The organism is Kitasatospora sp. NPDC054795, assembly GCF_053611565.1.
In genome coordinates, this window is the sequence record NZ_JBSHAP010000015.1 from 56,832 (window position 1) to 72,113 (window position 15,282).

Sequence of the window (15,282 nt, forward strand, 5' to 3'; positions counted from 1 at the left end):
CGGTGTGTCGCGCAACGGGCGGCCCGGATCTGACGGGCAGTGCCAGGGTCAGGCTAAGTTCATACGTCATCAAATGCGACATTTGAACCGAGGTGTGTCGACATTTACTGACGAATCATCCAAAGCCGACCTGACGCGCAGGCACATGAGCGGATGGTCGGGACAGTTCGGCGCCGATCAGCGTCGAGGAACACCGGCCCTGCGGGCGAACACCCGACGGGTGATCAGCCCCAGGCAGGTGAGCACCAGCAGGACTCCGGCGAGTCCACCGCGCCGGCCGGCCTCCCCGGGCCGTCCGGACGCGCCCTGCGGCGCCTCCGCCGGAGGCGCCGCCAACGGCCGGGCCGCGTCCCGGGTGGACTCGGCGGGTTCGGCGGGTTCGGCCGAGTCGGCAGCTCCGGCGGCCCCGGCGGTTCCGGCGGTTCCGGCCGGCGAGGGCGCGGACTGCACTGCGGCGACTGCGGCCGGCAAGGCGCCGACACCGTCGGCCGGGGCCGGGGCCGGGGCCGGGGAGACGGTCGCGGTGGTCGAGGGGAACGGGGCGACGGTCCCGGTGGACGCGATGGACACAGTGGTCACGGAGGCCGCCGCCGGGACCGAAGCGCTCGGACGCGACTTCGCTGCCACCGACGACGCCACCACCGGACCCGCCGTCACCGGCCGGGCTCCCGCCGACGGAACCACGATCGGCAGCGCCGCGGGCACCTCCGAAGGCACCGCCGCGACCGACGGACTCGGCGCCGCCGACCCGGGTGCCACAGGACTCGCCGCCGGACCGGAGGCCGAGGCCGAGGCCGACCGGGTCGGGCTCCCGGCCACCGGGCTCGACACGCCCGCGGCCGGAGCCGAAGCCGTCGGACCGACTGCCGTCGAACTCTGTGCCGTCGGACTCGGCGACACCGAACCCGACATCGCGGGGCTCGACGCCGCCGGATCGGGCACCGCCCCCGCAGCGGCGACCCGTACCGGCACCGGCTCCGCCGCGACCTCGTTGCCTGCCCGGTCGGTCGCCGTGACGAGCAGCCACTGGTCCCCGTCCGTCAGGTCCCGGTTGGCCGTGCAGCTCCAGCTCCCGTCGAACGCCGCCGTGGCCCCGCAGAGCACCGTCCGCCGTTCCGTCTCCGAGGACGCCCCGGGCCGCACCGTGACCAGCACGTTCCCTCCCGGCTCCGCCCGGCCGGCCAGCTTCGGCCGACTGACCCGCACGGTCTCCCCCGGGGCCGGGGAGGTGAGCACCGGCCGCTGCGGCAGGCCGGTGTCGACGACCAGCTCCACCGGCGGCCCGGCCGTCCGGTTCCCCGCCGCGTCGACCGCGACCGGGGTGAGCAGGTGCTTCCCGTCCGTCAGGTTCTCGACCGGCAGGCAGGACCACCGGCCGTCCGCCGGCACCCCCGTGATGCACAGGTCGTCGCCCGAGCCCCGTTCGACCACCGAGACGGTGCTGCCCGCCTCGCCGGTGCCGGTGAGCCGGAGCCCCGGGTCGTTGGTGTAGGCGGGGACCGTGAGCGTGGGGGCGCCCGGCGGCACGCTCTTCACGCTGACCCCGACCGGCTCGCCGCGCAGCACCACGCCGCCGGTGGTGGTCTCCACCGGAGTGAGGGTGTGCGGACCGGCCGCCAGCCCGGTGTCGGGGCGGCAGGACCAGTCGCCGCCGCGCAGGACCTTGGCCTTGCAGAGCGCGGTGTCGCCCTCGACGACCTCCACCGTGGCACCGGACACCGCGCCCCCGCCGCCGATCCGCGGGCGGGCGTCGGCGAGCACGGCCCCGTCGACCGGCTCGGCGATCTCCGGCAGGGCCGCGCCGACGGTCAGCTCGATCCGCTGGTCGGTGACCTGTCCGGAGTCGGCGAACCCACCGGAGGAGACGAGCTGGCCGGCGTCGCGGCCGATCCGCAGCCGGGCCCAGGTCCCGCCGGAGGCCGCACCGGCCGGGACGGTCCACTCCAGGGTGGCGGTGTCGGCACCCGGCGGGACCTCGGTCTGCACCCGCTCGGCGGGGTCGAACCGGCCGGTGCGGTCGAAGTCGATCCAGCCGGCCAGGGTCGCGGGCTGGTCGCCGACCGCGACCGGGACGGTGAGCCGGTAGTAGCTTCCGATCGCGGCCTCGGTGGGGAAGGCGATCGCCGGGTCGGCACCCTGGTACTCACCGCGGCCGGGCTGCAGCCCGGCCCGGGGGTCGTCGAACGGGCTGCGCGGGGCCGCCCCGTGGTCGGGCCGGACCAGCGGCCCGCTGCCCGGGTCCTTGGCGGAACGGCTGCCGGCGGTGCGCGCCGGACCGGCCGCGTCGGCGCCCAGGAAGAGGTCGGTGACCACGTGCGAGGCGTTGCCGTAGTCCTGCGGGGCGGTGCCGAGGCCCTCGTCGACGGTGACGGTGTAGGCCTGGCGCAGGACTGGCGGGGCGGTGGTGCTGCCGTCCCGGGCGACGGAGCGCTGCTCGACCCGGAACACCGCGGTGCGGACCGTGCCGGCCAGCTCCAGCGAGCCCTCGGCCGCCGAACCGCGATCGCCGTCGGACGCCCCGTCCGGGCTCGCGGGGGCGAGGACGTTGCCCTCGACCGTCCAGCCGGGCCAGTCCGTGCGGTCGACCAGGGCGGGGGCGGCCGGCGAGCCTCCGGTCACGGTCAGCCGGGTTGCCGTGCTGGTGCTACCGGAATTCCCGTCGGCGAGCGCGGCCAGGCCGCTGAGGTGCAGCCGGGGATTGCGGACCGGGCGGGAGAAATCCAGCCGGAGCGTTCCCACGGTGCGCCAGGAGCCGTCCGCCTGCGGACGGTCGGGGGCGAGGTCGAAGGTCTGCGCGGGATCTCCCGGCCGCATTCCGTCGGCATAGCGGGCGGCGGGGAGACCGGCGGCGGAGCGGTCCGCCAATTCGCCCGGTGCGGCGGTGACGCCGGTGCCCGGGGCGGCGTCGAGATCGAACCGGACCGAAAGCCCGGAGGGCAGCACCGCCCGGTGCTCGGCGGACCAGGTGTCGGGGGACTGGCGGGCCTCCGAGAGCGGGGCGTTCCACGTGGTCAGCAGCCCGGTCGCGAGGACGGCCAGGGCGGCAGCCGTAAGGGAAAACTGTCGGCTCATCCGGCTCTCCTTCGCGGTGGGCTGCCGGGCTGGCGGGCAGGCGGGCAAGCAGGCAGGCAGGCTGCACACGATCCGACAAAAAGGAATCACGACCCTGGGCCGGGCATACGGCGACACCTGTGCTTTTGGCCGTGTCCCACCCGATCGGCGGTCATTCGGGCGGCAGGACGGGATGTACCCGAAACGGCTGCATTTCATCCATTAGGCGGCAATCGGCACCACTCGAACGGACGCAAGAACGGGAGCTCCGGACCCATCCGGGGGACACCGGCCTCCGGGACGGAACCATCCACCGCAAGGCTCTGTTCGAATCAGAGGTTTGGCGCGCCGGGAAACGGAAGAAGCCCCCGGCCGGTGGCCGGGGGCTTCTCGATGGTGCGCTCAGCAGGATTCGAACCTGCAACCTCTTGATCCGTAGTCAAGTGCTCTATCCGTTGAGCTATGAGCGCAAGGAACGGGCGAACCCGATCTTGCGAAGGTTGGTGCGCTCAGCAGGATTCGAACCTGCAACCTCTTGATCCGTAGTCAAGTGCTCTATCCGTTGAGCTATGAGCGCTCGCCCTGGTGAATGTTGTCCCCGGGGCGTTGCGGGGACAACATTACATGACCTGCGGCGTAGGACGAAATCGGTTGATCCGGGCCCCCGCAGACCCCCTCCGGGCCACGCCGCAGACCCCCTCCGGGCCACGCCGCGGCCGCGCTCGGGGCCCACCCCGGGCCGCACCCGCACTGCGTCCGGGAACGCGAAGAGCCCCCGTCGACGAGATCGTCGACGGGGGCTCCCGACTGGCGGAGGCTGAGGGATTTGAACCCTCGATCAGGAATAACCCCGAAACCGCATTAGCAGTGCGGCGCCATAGACCGGACTAGGCGAAGCCTCCCCACATGGATCGCATCCGCGCGAGCGGACCCGTTCCGTGTGTCAGTGATGATGCCACAACCGTGGGGCTCGGCACCAACCACCGCCAACGTTACTAGGCGGGTCGACCCCGCCGCAAAGAAGAATGAGATACTGCCGTCTCCGGAGGAGCTGCCCCGAGCCGAGGAGACCTGTCGACGTGAGCAGCAGGCCGATCCGAGGCGCTGCTCGCCTCGCCGCCATACTCGACGCCCTGCCCGACGCGTTGCTGCTGGTGAACAGCAACGGCACCGTCGTGGACGCCAACAGCGCGGCGGTCCAGGCGTTGCAGGCGCCGGGCACCTCACTGGTCGGCATGGGCGTGCTGGGTCTGCTGCCGGAGTTCGACCCCAGCCGCATCCCCGGCTCGATGCGCCCGGCCACCCGCGACGACGAGGCCCTCGACCGCCCGGTCCGGATGACCGCCCACCGCACCGACGGCACCACCTTCCCGGTCGAGGTCTCCGGCAACGACTTCGCCGACGACGGCGACGGCCGCGGCTACGCGCGCTCCCCGTACGACTCGTACCGCGAGAACTCGCCCTCCTCCTCCGACCTGCTCCTGCTGCTGGTCCGCGACCTCTCCGGCCGGCTCGGCGTCGAGGCCGAGCTGCGCCGCCAGCACAAGCAGACCGAGATGATCCTGCGCGCCGCCGCCGAGGGCGTGCTCGGCGTGGACCTCGAAGGCCGCTGCGTGCTGGTCAACCCGGCCGCCGCGCACATCCTCGAGTACCGGGCGAGCGAGCTGGGCGGGCGCGAACTGCACCCGCTGATCCAGCACTCCCGGGCCGACGGCACCCCGCTGGCGCTGGAGGAGTCGGCGCTGCTGGACACCCTGACCTCCGGCCGCAAGCACCGGGTGCGCGGCACCGTGCTGTGGCGCAAGGACGGCCGGCCGGTCACCGTCGACCTCACCACCGCCCCGGTCCGGGACGGCGACCAGCTGGTCGGCGCGGTGATGACCTTCACCGACCGCAGCCGCGAACTCGCCCTGGTCGCCCGCAACGAGCACCTCACCGCCGTCCTGGAGAGCGAGCTGGGCGGCGCGCTGAACGCGCTGAACCAGCGGCTCGACGCGCTCGCCGCCGACCCGGCCGGCCAGCTCTGGCCGGAGGCCAACTGGACGCTGCGCCGACTGGCCGCCGAGTGCCGCCGGTTCGGGAAGCTGATCGACGGGGTGCTCGACCACCAGCGCTGCGAGGCCGGCGAGAGCGCCGGCGGCGAGGCCAAGGACGGCAAGGACAGCAAGGACGGCAAGGAGCCCAAGGCCGGCAAGGACGCCAAGGACGGGCGGACACCCGCGCCCCGGGTGCCGGTCGGCCTGGACAAGGTGGTCCGCCGGGCCGTCGACGTGGCCGGCGAGCTGGTCGGCCCCGGCCGGGTGCGGTTCTCGGTGCACGCCGCCGCGGTCGAGGTGATCGCCGACGAGCGGCGGCTCGCCCAGGCACTGGCCCACCTGGTCGCCGACGTCAGCGGCATCGGGCTGGCCCTGGACCCCCCCGACGCCCCCTCCCCCGGTCTGGCCGTGCCCGGGCTGAACGGCGCCGCCACCCCCGCGCTGCCGCCCGCGCCCGACCTGCCGACCGTCGTGCTGGCCGCCGCCCAGCGCGGCGAGGTCGCCCGGGTCGAGATCCGCGGCCCCGGCGTCGGTGGCAGCCCCGTCCACCTGCCGATAGCCCGCGCGGTGGTCGAGCGCCACGGCGGCGTGCTCCAGCCGCACGAGCTGCCCGGCAAGGCCGGCACCACGTACGTCGTCGAGTTGCCGCTGGACCCGGTCGCCGCGAAGGCCGCCGCCGAGCGCGCCGCCGCCGAAGGCCGCTCCGACCGGCCCAAGGAGAGCGACAGCGCCGTCCTGCCCGAACTTCCGGGCATCCCGCAGCTGCCCAGCAGTGGTGGGAGCACCGAGCCCGCGGCGACCGCCGAGCAGCCCGGCGCCGAGGCCCCCGAAGCCCCCGCCGCGGAGCGGGCACCCGCCGAGGAGCCCCCCGCCGAACGGCGCGGCCGCCGAGGCCGACCGGCCGCCGAGGCCCCGGAGTCCGACACCCCCGGAGTCCCCGGCACTCCCGGCACTCCCGATGCCCCCGACATTCCGGCCGACCAGTGGCCGAACGCCCCCGCCCGGGTCGAGCGGGCCGTCCCCGAGCAGTGGAACGGCACCGGCAACGACCCCGCGTACGGCCGCCAGGGCCTGCCCGGACCGGACGGAGCCCAGAGCGACCCGTGGGGCAAGGACGACGGCCGCTCCGGCCCCGCCTACGCCGTGCCCGTCGAGGGCCACCGGGCGCCGCCGAACCGCCCAGGCGGGCGCGAGCCGCTCGCGCTCGGCCCGGCCCCCGCGCCCACCGCCCCGGACGGCACCCCGCCGACCGGCACCCCGACCGCCCCGACCACCGAGGCCGGTCAGGAGCAGGCCCCGGGCGAGACCAGGCCCCGGCGCCGCCGCGCGCTGCCCTCGACCGAGGAGTCCTCCGGCGGCTTCGCCCTGCCCGGAGCGGCCGACGCCCCGGTCTACCCCGGCCTGGAGCACGCCCTGCCCGCCGGTCCCGCGCCCGCGCTGCCCGAACCGGGCGCCGCCGCGCCGACCGGACGCCGCCGCCGACTGGCCGTCCCGCCGGGACCGGACCCGGACGCCCTGGTGAACGCCTCCGTTCCGGCTGGTCCGGTCGGCCAGGTCGAGCACGTCGGCCAGGCACTGCCCTCCCCCGGCACCGCACTGGCGCCCGCCCGCGCCGCCCTGCCCGCCGCCGAGGAGCCGTCCGGCCCCCGCCCGGTCGGCACCGGCCTGGGCGAGCTCGCCCCGCCGCGCCAGCTCGGCCCCGCGCCGGTACCCGCCACCGCCACCGCGCCGCAGCCGCCCGTACCGGCCGAGGCCCACCGGACCGCGCCGCGACCGATGGCCGAGCTCCCGCCCGCCGACGAACGGCCCGCCGCCGAGCAGCCGTCCGCCCCGACCGGCGAGCTGGCCAACACCCGTCGGCTGCTGGTCTGGCCCGAGCCCGACCCGGCCACCAAGCAGGCCCTCCAGGCGCGCGGCTACCTGCCGGTGATCGTCCGCTCCCGCGAGGAGGTGGACGCCCAGGTCCCCGGCTTCCCCGCCGCCCTCTTCGTCGACCCGCTGACCGGCCCGATCACCCGCACCGCGCTCCAGTCGCTGCGCACCGCGGCGCTCAACCGCCGGGTCCCGGTGCTGGTCACCGCCGGCCTCGGCCAGGCCACCCGGGACGCGGCGTACGGGGCCGACCCGGCCGTCCTGCTGCGTGCCCTCGCACCGCGCGACGGCGAGCACCACGCCCCGCGGGTGCTGCTGGTCGAGGGCGACCCGGACATCGCCGCCGCCATGATCAGCAGCCTGGAGCGGCGCGGCATGCACGTCGAGCACGCGGTGGACGAGAACGACGCGGTGGCCCGGGCCAGCAGTGTGCAGCCCAACCTGGTGGTGATGGACCTGCTGCAGATCCGCCGTCGCCGGGTCGGCCTGCTGGACTGGCTGCGCGCCAACGACCGGCTGCACCGCACCCCGCTGGTGGTCTACACCTCCGTGGACCTCGACCCGCGCGAACTGCCCCGGCTGCGCACCGGCGAGACCGTGCTCTTCCTCGCCGAGCGCTCGACCAGCGAGGACGTCCAGTCCCGGATCGTCGACCTGCTCGGGCGGATCGGTGCGATGGGCGAGGCGGGCGTCGCCGCCGCGGGCTGACACCGCCGTGGGCCGGCCCGGCTCTGCGGCTCTGCGGCTCTGCGGCTCTGCGGCTCTGCGGCTCTCTGGTTCTCCGGCACTCCGGCACGTGAAAGGGCCGGCCGCCCCCGTTCCGTACGGGGGGGGGCGGGCGCTTCGGGCGGTCAGGACCTTCCCAGGAACGTGAAGGACAACTCCTGCGCCGCGTAGCCGGCCCGGATCACCTTCTTGTCGAACTTGCCGACCGAGGTCTTCGGCACCGACTCCACGATCGCCCAGCGCTCCGGCAGCTGCCAGGAGGCGATCCGCTCGCCCAGGAAGGCCCGCAGCTCCTTCAGGCCGACGGTCGCGCCCGGGCGCAGCACCACCGTCGCCAGCGGGCGCTCGCCCCACTTCTCGTCCGGGACGGCGACCACGGCGGCCTCGGCCACGTCGGGGTGGGCCATCAGGGCGTTCTCCAGCTCGACCGAGGAGATCCACTCGCCGCCGGACTTGATGACGTCCTTGGCCCGGTCGGTGAGGGTCAGGTAGCCGTCCGCGGTGATCGTGCCGACGTCGCCGGTGCGCAGCCAGCCGTCCTCGGAGAACTTGTCGTCCGGGCGGACCGGGTCCTGGCCGGCGCCGCCGTAGTACGCCCCGGCGATCCACGGGCCGCGCACCTCCAACTCGCCCGCCGAGACGCCGTCGTGCGGCATCCGCTCGCCGCCCGGGCCGATCAGCCGGGCCTCGACGGAGGCCGGGAAGACGCCCTGGGTGACCCGGTACGGCCACTCCTGCTCGGGGGTGAGACCGCCCGGCGGCTGGGCGAAGGAGCCGAGCGGGGAGGTCTCGGTCATGCCCCAGGCGTGCAGCACCCGGATGCCGTGGCGCTCCTCGTAGGCCTTCATCAGCGACGGCGGACAGGCGCTGCCGCCGATGACCACCATGCGCAGGCTGGAGGTGTCGTAGTCGCCCGCGTCGAGTTCGTCCAGCAGGCCGGCCCAGATGGTGGGGACGGCGGCGCTGACGGTCGGGCGGACGGCGGCGATCATCTCGGCCATCGGCTTGGGCTGGAGGAAACGATCCGGCATGAGCAGGTTGGCGCCGGACATGAAGGCCGCGTGCGGGATGCCCCAGGCCTGGACGTGGAACATCGGCACCACCGGCAGCGCGGTGTCGCGCGGGGTGAAGGCGAAGTTGTCGCCGGTGTTCACCTGGAGGCAGTGCAGGTAGACCGAGCGGTGGCTGTAGAGCACGCCCTTCGGGTCCCCGGTGGTGCCGGAGGTGTAGCAGAGCACGGCGGCCCGCCGCTCGTCGATGTCGTGCTGCCACGGGTACTCGGTGGGCCGGCCGGCGATCAGCTCCTCGTAGTCGTGCACCGTGCCCGCGAAGCCGGCCAGCACCGAGCGGTCGCCGGGGCCGCTCACCACGATGTGCTTGAGGGTCGGCGCGAGGTCCGGGAGGACGGCGGCGAGCAGCGGCAGGACGGTGCCGTTGGCGATGATCACGCGGTCGGCGGCGTGGTTGACGATGAACGACAGCTGCTGGGAGGGCAGCCGCAGGTTCAGCGTGTGCAGCACGGACCCCATCGCGGGGACGGCGAGGTACGCCTCCAGGTGTTCGGTGTTGTTCCACATCAAGGTGGCCACCCGGTCGTCCGCGGTCACCCCCAGCTCGTCGCGCAGCGCGCACGCGAGCTGCGCGGCCCGCGCGCCGACCTCGGCATAGGTCCGGACGACCGGCCCGGTACCGTCCCAGGTGGTCACGGTCGAGCGGCCGTGGATCGTCGACCCGTGCTCCAGGATTCGGGCGACGGTGAGCGGTACGTCCTGCATCGTGCTGAACACGGGTCCTCCTCGACCTGGCGGCACTGGGGGCTGCGCCTGCGGCACCTACCGGGCGGTAATGCGCGCGGACGTGCCCGATTGTGCCGCCCCCGCCCCCCGCTGTCAGTATCCCGGCCCCGTTGCACGGATCACGGATTCGTCCCGGTTCCGCCCGCTGCCGCACCCCCTCCGGCAGCCGGACCCGCACGTCCTCCGGGACGGCCCGGTACTGGCCGGCGGTGAGGGTCCGGCTCCGCCACACGCCGTCCGGCCGAATCCAGCCGGGGCGCGGGCGGTGATCCGGGGAATCGTCGAAAGCCGGCGGTGAACGGCTCGGTGCGGCGGCGGGGAGGTCAGGGGAGGTCGGGGCGGGTGAGGCGGAGGGAGTTGGCCGGGTCGGGGAGGTAGGCCGGGTCGAGGGTCCAGCCCTGTTCGGCGGCGATGCGCAGGGCCTGGTGGGCGCCGGCGCCGCGGTAGGTGGCGCGCTTGAGCTGGATGCGGTGCGCGGGGGTGGTGCCGGGGGTGCGGGCGGCGGCGCGGATGCGGGTGGCGTCGCGTTCGAGGATGCGGCGGATGTGGCGGTCCCAGGCGGCGGGGCTGTTGGTGAACTCGGCGCGGAAGGCGCGCGGGCCGACGGTCCAGCGGGCGCCCCAGCGGTCCCAGTGGTCGGGCTCGGGGCGGCTCACCCAGCAGGTGAGCAGGCCGTACACCGGGACGTAGAGGACCTGGAGCAGGAGGACGAACGGCAGCAGCGGCGCGAAGCGGACCGGCTGCGGGCCCCACGGGGTGCCGGGGGCGGCGGGCGGGTCCTGCGGGAAGGGGGCGTCCAGGGCGGCCGGGGCGGGGAAGTGGCGGGCGAGGCGGACGTGCCCGGTGTCCGTTCCGGACGCCACGCCGTGCCAGCCGTGCCGCTCCGCGAGCCGGACCACGCCGGCCGCGCCGAGCCCGCGGTAGAACCGCAGCGGGAGTCCGACCCGCATCACCCGGCCGAGGTCGGCCCGCACCTCGCCGTCGCCGGCCGCGTGCGCCGCCTCGGCGGCGGCGATCCGGCGGGCCAGGATCGGGGCGACGTAGCGCTCCCAGTGCTCCGGCCTGCCGGAGAGCTCGGCCCGCAGCCGGCGGGGCGGGACGAAGCTGCGGTTGACCTTCAGCCAGCCGTCGGAGTCGGGGCCTCCCCCGCTGTAGTCCGCGAGGAGCAGGACGGCGAAGAGCAGCACCAGGCCGAGGATCCAGAGCGGCGCGTAGATCCACTGGAGGACGAACTGGACCAGCACGGCCAGGCGGTTGCGGCGCGGCGCGGGGCCGGGGAAGCCGCCGGGGCGGGCGGCTCCGGGCTCCGGCGGGGCGCCGAACCGGTCGGCGGCGTACGGCTGTTGGGGGGCGGGGTGGGCGGGGTGGACCGGGTGGGCCTGTTGCGGCGGGACGGCCTGCGGCTGCCGGGGCGGGTAGGGCTGCGACGGCGGCACCGGCTGCGCGTACAGGTTCTGCGCGTACGGGTTCTGTCCGTAGGGGTGCTGTCCGTAGGGGTGCTGTCCGTACGGCGGCTGTCCGTACGGGTTCTGCGGCGGCGGCGCGCCGTACCCGCCGGTGCTGCCGCCGTGCCCCTGCCCGTTCGCCATGCCGTTCCCCCGTGCTCGATCGGGGGCCACCCTACCGGCGGAGCTCAGGGGGCGGTCGGGCCGTCCACGTGGTTGCGGTCGACGGTGAGGGTGGCGCCGCCGAAGGTCTCCTCGACGTTCCCGTGGTACTGGTGGACGCGCTGGTGCAGGCTCCAGAGGTCGGGGGCGAGGCCGCCGGAGCCGTCGGTGTCGGCCCGGTCGTCCCAGCGGGCGTACCAGAGCGCGTCGGGCAGCGGGAAGCTGCCGGCGCGGGCGGCGGCGGCGAGGTCCGCGATACCGGAGTCGAGGCTGGAGTAGAAGCCGGAGCGGTAGTCGGCGTCGTGCAGGGCCGCGGTCCAGCCGAGGGTGAAGTCGACCACGGCCTGGCCGCACGCCGGGTCTCCCACCGGGTAGGCCTCGATGTCCAGGTAGACCGGGCCGCCCTTGGCGAGCCCGAGCGCGCGCAGGGCCCGGGCGGCCTCCTCCGCCTCCTCCCGGCCCTGCTCGGCGGCCTTCGCCGGGTCGATCCGCCGGGGCTTGTGGCTCAGCTCGGCGCACGGCGCCTGCAGTCCGACGTGCACCGGCAGGAACCGCCAGCCCAGCGCCCGCGCCTGGCGCACCCACTCGGCGGTGAGCCGGGGCTGGTCGCAGCCGCGCTGGGAGCCGCTGGTGTAGATGCCGACCGCCCCGTACGGGGAGGCGTCGCGCCAGGTCTTCAGGGTGTCGAGCGACGGTGCGGTGCAGGCATCGAAGGCGGGGCCGCTCCAGGTGTCGCGGACCCCGGGCGGGCCGGACCGGTCGGGCAGCGTGACGGCCCGGATGCGGGGGGCGGCGACGGCGGCCGGGACGGTGGCTTCGGCGTTCACGCCCGTCCCGTCGGTGGCCAGCAGGAGCACGAGGGCGGCGGCGAGGAGGGCGGCGGGGCGGAGAAGGCGCACCCCGCCTTGATACTGACGGTCCGTCGGGGGCTTGCCGCAACCACGCCGCAGCGCCCGCGCGAGCCCACCCTTTCGGACGCACCCGTCCGCATCCGTCCCGATTTTTGTAACGAGCTTGCCCGTTCATCACTCCTTACGGCAAACTCACAAATATGCCCACCTCCCATACCAGCGAAACCCCTGCCGCCTCGTCGTCGGCCGCCGCCGTCGCCGAGGCCCTGGCCATGCCGCCCGCCCCCAAGGGCGAGCCTGCCGGCGAGCGGGGAAGCTGGCGACGAGGTGGGGCCTCCGGCCCCTCGGCGCCACCCGGGATCGACCCCGGCCGGTCCACCGGCCGGTTCGGCAAGGCCCTGCGGCGCCCGGAGAGAATCCCGGCGCCGCTTCTCTGTCTGACCGCGATGTTCCTGGTGCAGACCGGCATCGCCCTGTCCAAGCCGCTGTTCGGCCCGCTCGGCGTCAGCGGCACGACCTTCCTGCGGCTCGGCTTCGCCGCCGTCATCCTGCTCGCCGTCACCCGGCCCAAGCTCCGCGACAAGCGCCCGCGCGACCTCGTCGCGGCCGCGCTGCTCGGCGTGGCCTCGGCCGGGATGACCTTCCTGTTCGCCGGGGCGATCGACCGGCTGCCGATGGGCACCGCCGCCACCATCGAGTTCCTCGGCCCGCTCGCGGTCGCCCTGGTCTTCGCCCGGCGCGCCAGCCACCTGCTCTGGGCGCTGCTCGCGGCCGCGGGCGTGATGCTGCTGACCCTGCTCGGCGAGGGGGACGGCGGCGGGTCGCTCGACCCGGTCGGCCTGCTCTACGCCTTCGGGGCGGCCGCCTGCTACGCCCTGTACATCCTGTTCACCGACAAGGTGGGCGCGACCTTCCAGGGCTTCCAGGGCCTGGCGGTGTCGATGACGGTCGGCGCACTGACGCTGGCACCCTTCGGGCTCGGCCAGGCCTGGGACGGGCTGACCGCGCCCGGCGCCTCGCCACTGGGGCTGCTCGCCGCGGTCGCCGGGGTGTCGCTGCTGCTGCCGGTGATCCCGTACGCGCTGGAGATGACCGCGCTGCGACGGATGCCGCAGCGGGTGTTCAGCGTGCTGGTCAGTCTGGAGCCGGCGGTCAGCGCGCTGGTCGGGCTGGTGGTGCTGGGCCAGCTGCTGGGCGTGCCGCAGCTGGCCGGGATCGGCTGTGTGGTCGCGGCCAGCGTGGGCTCCACGCTGACCGGGCGGCGGTAGCCGCGCCTCCCCGGGGCGGTCCTCCGCCGAGGAGGCGCGCCCCGGGACGGCCTGCTCCGGGACGTCCTGTCCCGGAACGGCCTGCCCCGGGAACGCGCTACGGCCAGAGCAGGGTGCGCGACCACTCCGGGGAACTGACCGGGCCGGTACGGGTGTAGCGCAGCCGGATGTGCCGGCGCTGGGCGTCGCCCTGCCAGAACTCCACCTCGTGCGCCCACAGGGTGTAGACCGCGTGCCCCGGCGCGACCGCGTCCGGGTACGTCTCCAGCCGGCGACGGGCGACCGCCTCCGCCTCGTCGTACTCGTCGACCGAGCCCAGCGGCTCGCTCTGCCGCCCGACCAGCGCGCCGACCCGGGCGGCGGGCGAGCGGGTGGCGAACTCGGCGGCGGCGACCAGGTCGGCGGCCCGCTCGACGGTCCCGCGCACCCGGACCTGGCGGCCCAGCTGCGGCCAGTAGACGGTCAGCGCGGCGGCCGGGTGACCGGCGAGCTGACGGCCCTTGGGGCTGTCGGCGGCCGCGGAGAAGTTCCAGCCGGTGCCGGCCGCGTCGACGTCGCGCAGCACCAGCACCCGGGCGTCCGGCATGCCGTCGGCGTCGACGGTCGAGAGGGTGAAGGCCTGCGGGTCCAGTACTCCGGCGTGCAGCGCGGTGGCGAGCCAGTCCACGAACAGCGGGCCGGGCTCGGTGGGGGCGGCCGCATGGTCGAAGGAGGGCAGCGGGCGGGCCATCGGCGGGCGGCCGAGCAGCAGCTCGGGGACGGACGTGGGCCCGGGCCGGTGCTCGTGGACCGGCTCGGCAGACGGCTCCGGGCGCGTGTCCGCCGCGGGCTCCGGTGCAGGCCTGGCCTCGCCCGGGCCCGTCAGGCCCTCCTCCTCCGCCGCCATCGCGCACCCTTCCTTCCGATTGCCGCGGTCGCCGCCCCGGCCGGGCCGGCCCTTCGGGCCCGGGCACGTGGTGCGCTGTCGGAGCGCAACCGTACCGCCGTACACCCACGGCTCTGGGCGCGGGCCCTCGGTGGACGGGTCCGGGCCGGTCGGCGGGCGGTTCCGGGGCGGGCGCCGGACGCGCCGGCCCGGCACCGGACACGCTTGTGGGCGGTGCCGGTGCCGGCACCGCCCACGAGGCCGGTTTCGCGGTGACCCTTTCCGCGGCCGGTCGAATGCGCTGTTCCCTCTGCTGTCCTGCGGTGGTACCTCGGTTTCCGTTACAGCCGTTCCAACCGATCCGGCCGTTCCGACCCGGTCCGGGCCCGTCCGCGGCTGCTCAGCTCAGCCGCGGCCACCCACGTCCGGCGCCCCCGCCTTCCGTGGTGCCCGGTGCCGCATCACGGCGGTCAGTTGAAGGTCGGGGCGACGACGACGTTGACGTCCTTGTTGCCCTGACCGGCCTGGACGTTCCCCGCGTTGTCCTTCACCGCGACGGTGTTGTCCTGGTTCGAGCCGCCGGAACCGGTGGCGGTCTGCTGGGTGGAGACGTAGTTGCCGTCGACCCCGCCGAACACGTTGCCGGTACCGGTGTTGGAGACCGCTCCGGCGTTGGAGCCGCCCTCGGCACCCGCACCGTCGGCGGCGGCGGCACCACCGGCACCGGCCAGCAGCAGACCGGCCGCGAGTGGGCCGGCGAACAGGAGTCCGGCTGTTCGACGGGTATGGATGCGAGCCATGAATGCCTCCAAAGAGCTGTTCACCGGGCAATGGTCGATCAAGGTGTGCAAGGTTCGTCGACCGGACGAATACCTGCGGGCTGCGACGCCGGAACACAGCCTTCCGCAACAAATCGACAAAGCACTAGCTCCCACGGCGATTTTCCCCCGTTAGCGTGATATCCAGCCGAGCGGCGCATGGCGGCCGCAAAACCGGACCATGCGTGGATGCACCCCGTCCGAGCTGGGAATTCACCCGGACGGCCGAGGATCGGGGCACCTCGGCGAGCGGCGCAAACGGCGCCACACGGTCCGCCGGTCGCACCACCCCGGCGCATGCGAACCCGTGAACGCGCCCCCGAAAAGTTCGATCACCCTCCCATGTCGACTTTCCGACCGTTCACAGACCATCGGAATGTCATACCAGGGCG

At 75.0% G+C, this 15,282-nt stretch carries 9 protein-coding genes and 3 tRNA genes; 3 read left to right on the forward strand and 9 right to left on the reverse strand.

The features are described 5' to 3' along the window. Nucleotides 1-177: 177 nt before the first annotated feature. From ACWGJO_RS07970 to ACWGJO_RS07985, 4 genes are all read right to left on the reverse strand, one after another. Nucleotides 178-3,072 carry an Ig-like domain-containing protein gene (locus tag ACWGJO_RS07970; protein WP_452182660.1) on the reverse strand — a complete coding sequence of 965 codons (2,895 nt, stop codon included), beginning with the start codon at nt 3,070-3,072 and terminating at the stop codon, nt 178-180. Between the two features lie 373 nt (nt 3,073-3,445). Continuing rightward, nucleotides 3,446-3,521 (reverse strand) — tRNA-Arg (locus ACWGJO_RS07975). Nucleotides 3,522-3,552: 31 nt separating this feature from the next. Continuing rightward, nucleotides 3,553-3,628, reverse strand: a tRNA-Arg gene (locus ACWGJO_RS07980). A gap of 231 nt (nt 3,629-3,859) precedes the next feature. Beyond that, nucleotides 3,860-3,953, reverse strand: a tRNA-Ser gene (locus ACWGJO_RS07985). A gap of 177 nt (nt 3,954-4,130) precedes the next feature. On the opposite strand from ACWGJO_RS07985, the gene ACWGJO_RS07990 reads away from it, so the two are divergent. Then, nucleotides 4,131-7,667: a PAS domain-containing protein gene (locus ACWGJO_RS07990; RefSeq protein ID WP_452182661.1), complete on the forward strand. Its 3,537-nt coding sequence runs from the start codon at nt 4,131-4,133 to the stop codon at nt 7,665-7,667. A 143-nt stretch (nt 7,668-7,810) separates the two neighbouring features. On the opposite strand, the gene ACWGJO_RS07995 is transcribed toward ACWGJO_RS07990, so the two are convergent. The 3 genes from ACWGJO_RS07995 to ACWGJO_RS08005 all read right to left on the reverse strand — a co-directional run bounded on the left by ACWGJO_RS07995 (nt 7,811) and on the right by ACWGJO_RS08005 (nt 11,987). After that, a complete protein-coding gene (locus tag ACWGJO_RS07995; RefSeq protein WP_452182662.1) occupies nt 7,811-9,472 on the reverse strand; it encodes a long-chain fatty acid--CoA ligase in 1,662 nt (553 codons plus the stop codon). Nucleotides 9,473-9,804: 332 nt separating this feature from the next. Beyond that, entirely contained in the window at nt 9,805-11,070 is a 1,266-nt protein-coding gene (locus tag ACWGJO_RS08000; protein WP_452182663.1) for a hypothetical protein, read from the reverse strand. 44 nt (nt 11,071-11,114) lie between these two features. Further along, nucleotides 11,115-11,987: a glycoside hydrolase domain-containing protein gene (locus ACWGJO_RS08005; protein ID WP_452182664.1), complete on the reverse strand. Its 873-nt coding sequence runs from the start codon at nt 11,985-11,987 to the stop codon at nt 11,115-11,117. A 152-nt stretch (nt 11,988-12,139) separates the two neighbouring features. Between ACWGJO_RS08005 and ACWGJO_RS08010 the strand changes: the two genes are divergently transcribed. Beyond that, nucleotides 12,140-13,207, forward strand: a complete 1,068-nt coding sequence (locus ACWGJO_RS08010; RefSeq protein WP_452182665.1) for an EamA family transporter — start codon at nt 12,140-12,142, stop codon at nt 13,205-13,207. 97 nt (nt 13,208-13,304) lie between these two features. Here the strand turns inward: ACWGJO_RS08010 and ACWGJO_RS08015 are convergent, their stop codons facing one another. Further along, on the reverse strand, nt 13,305-14,093 hold the full coding sequence (locus ACWGJO_RS08015; RefSeq protein ID WP_452182666.1) for a pyridoxine/pyridoxamine 5'-phosphate oxidase: 789 nt from the start codon (nt 14,091-14,093) through the stop codon (nt 13,305-13,307). 449 nt (nt 14,094-14,542) lie between these two features. Beyond that, nucleotides 14,543-14,872: a hypothetical protein gene (locus ACWGJO_RS08020; protein ID WP_452182667.1), complete on the reverse strand. Its 330-nt coding sequence runs from the start codon at nt 14,870-14,872 to the stop codon at nt 14,543-14,545. On the opposite strand from ACWGJO_RS08020, the gene ACWGJO_RS08025 reads away from it, so the two are divergent. After that, on the forward strand, nt 14,871-15,026 hold the full coding sequence (locus ACWGJO_RS08025; protein ID WP_452182668.1) for a hypothetical protein: 156 nt from the start codon (nt 14,871-14,873) through the stop codon (nt 15,024-15,026). The two genes, ACWGJO_RS08020 and ACWGJO_RS08025, sit on opposite strands and share 2 nt — an antisense overlap. Nucleotides 15,027-15,282: the final 256 nt, after the last annotated feature.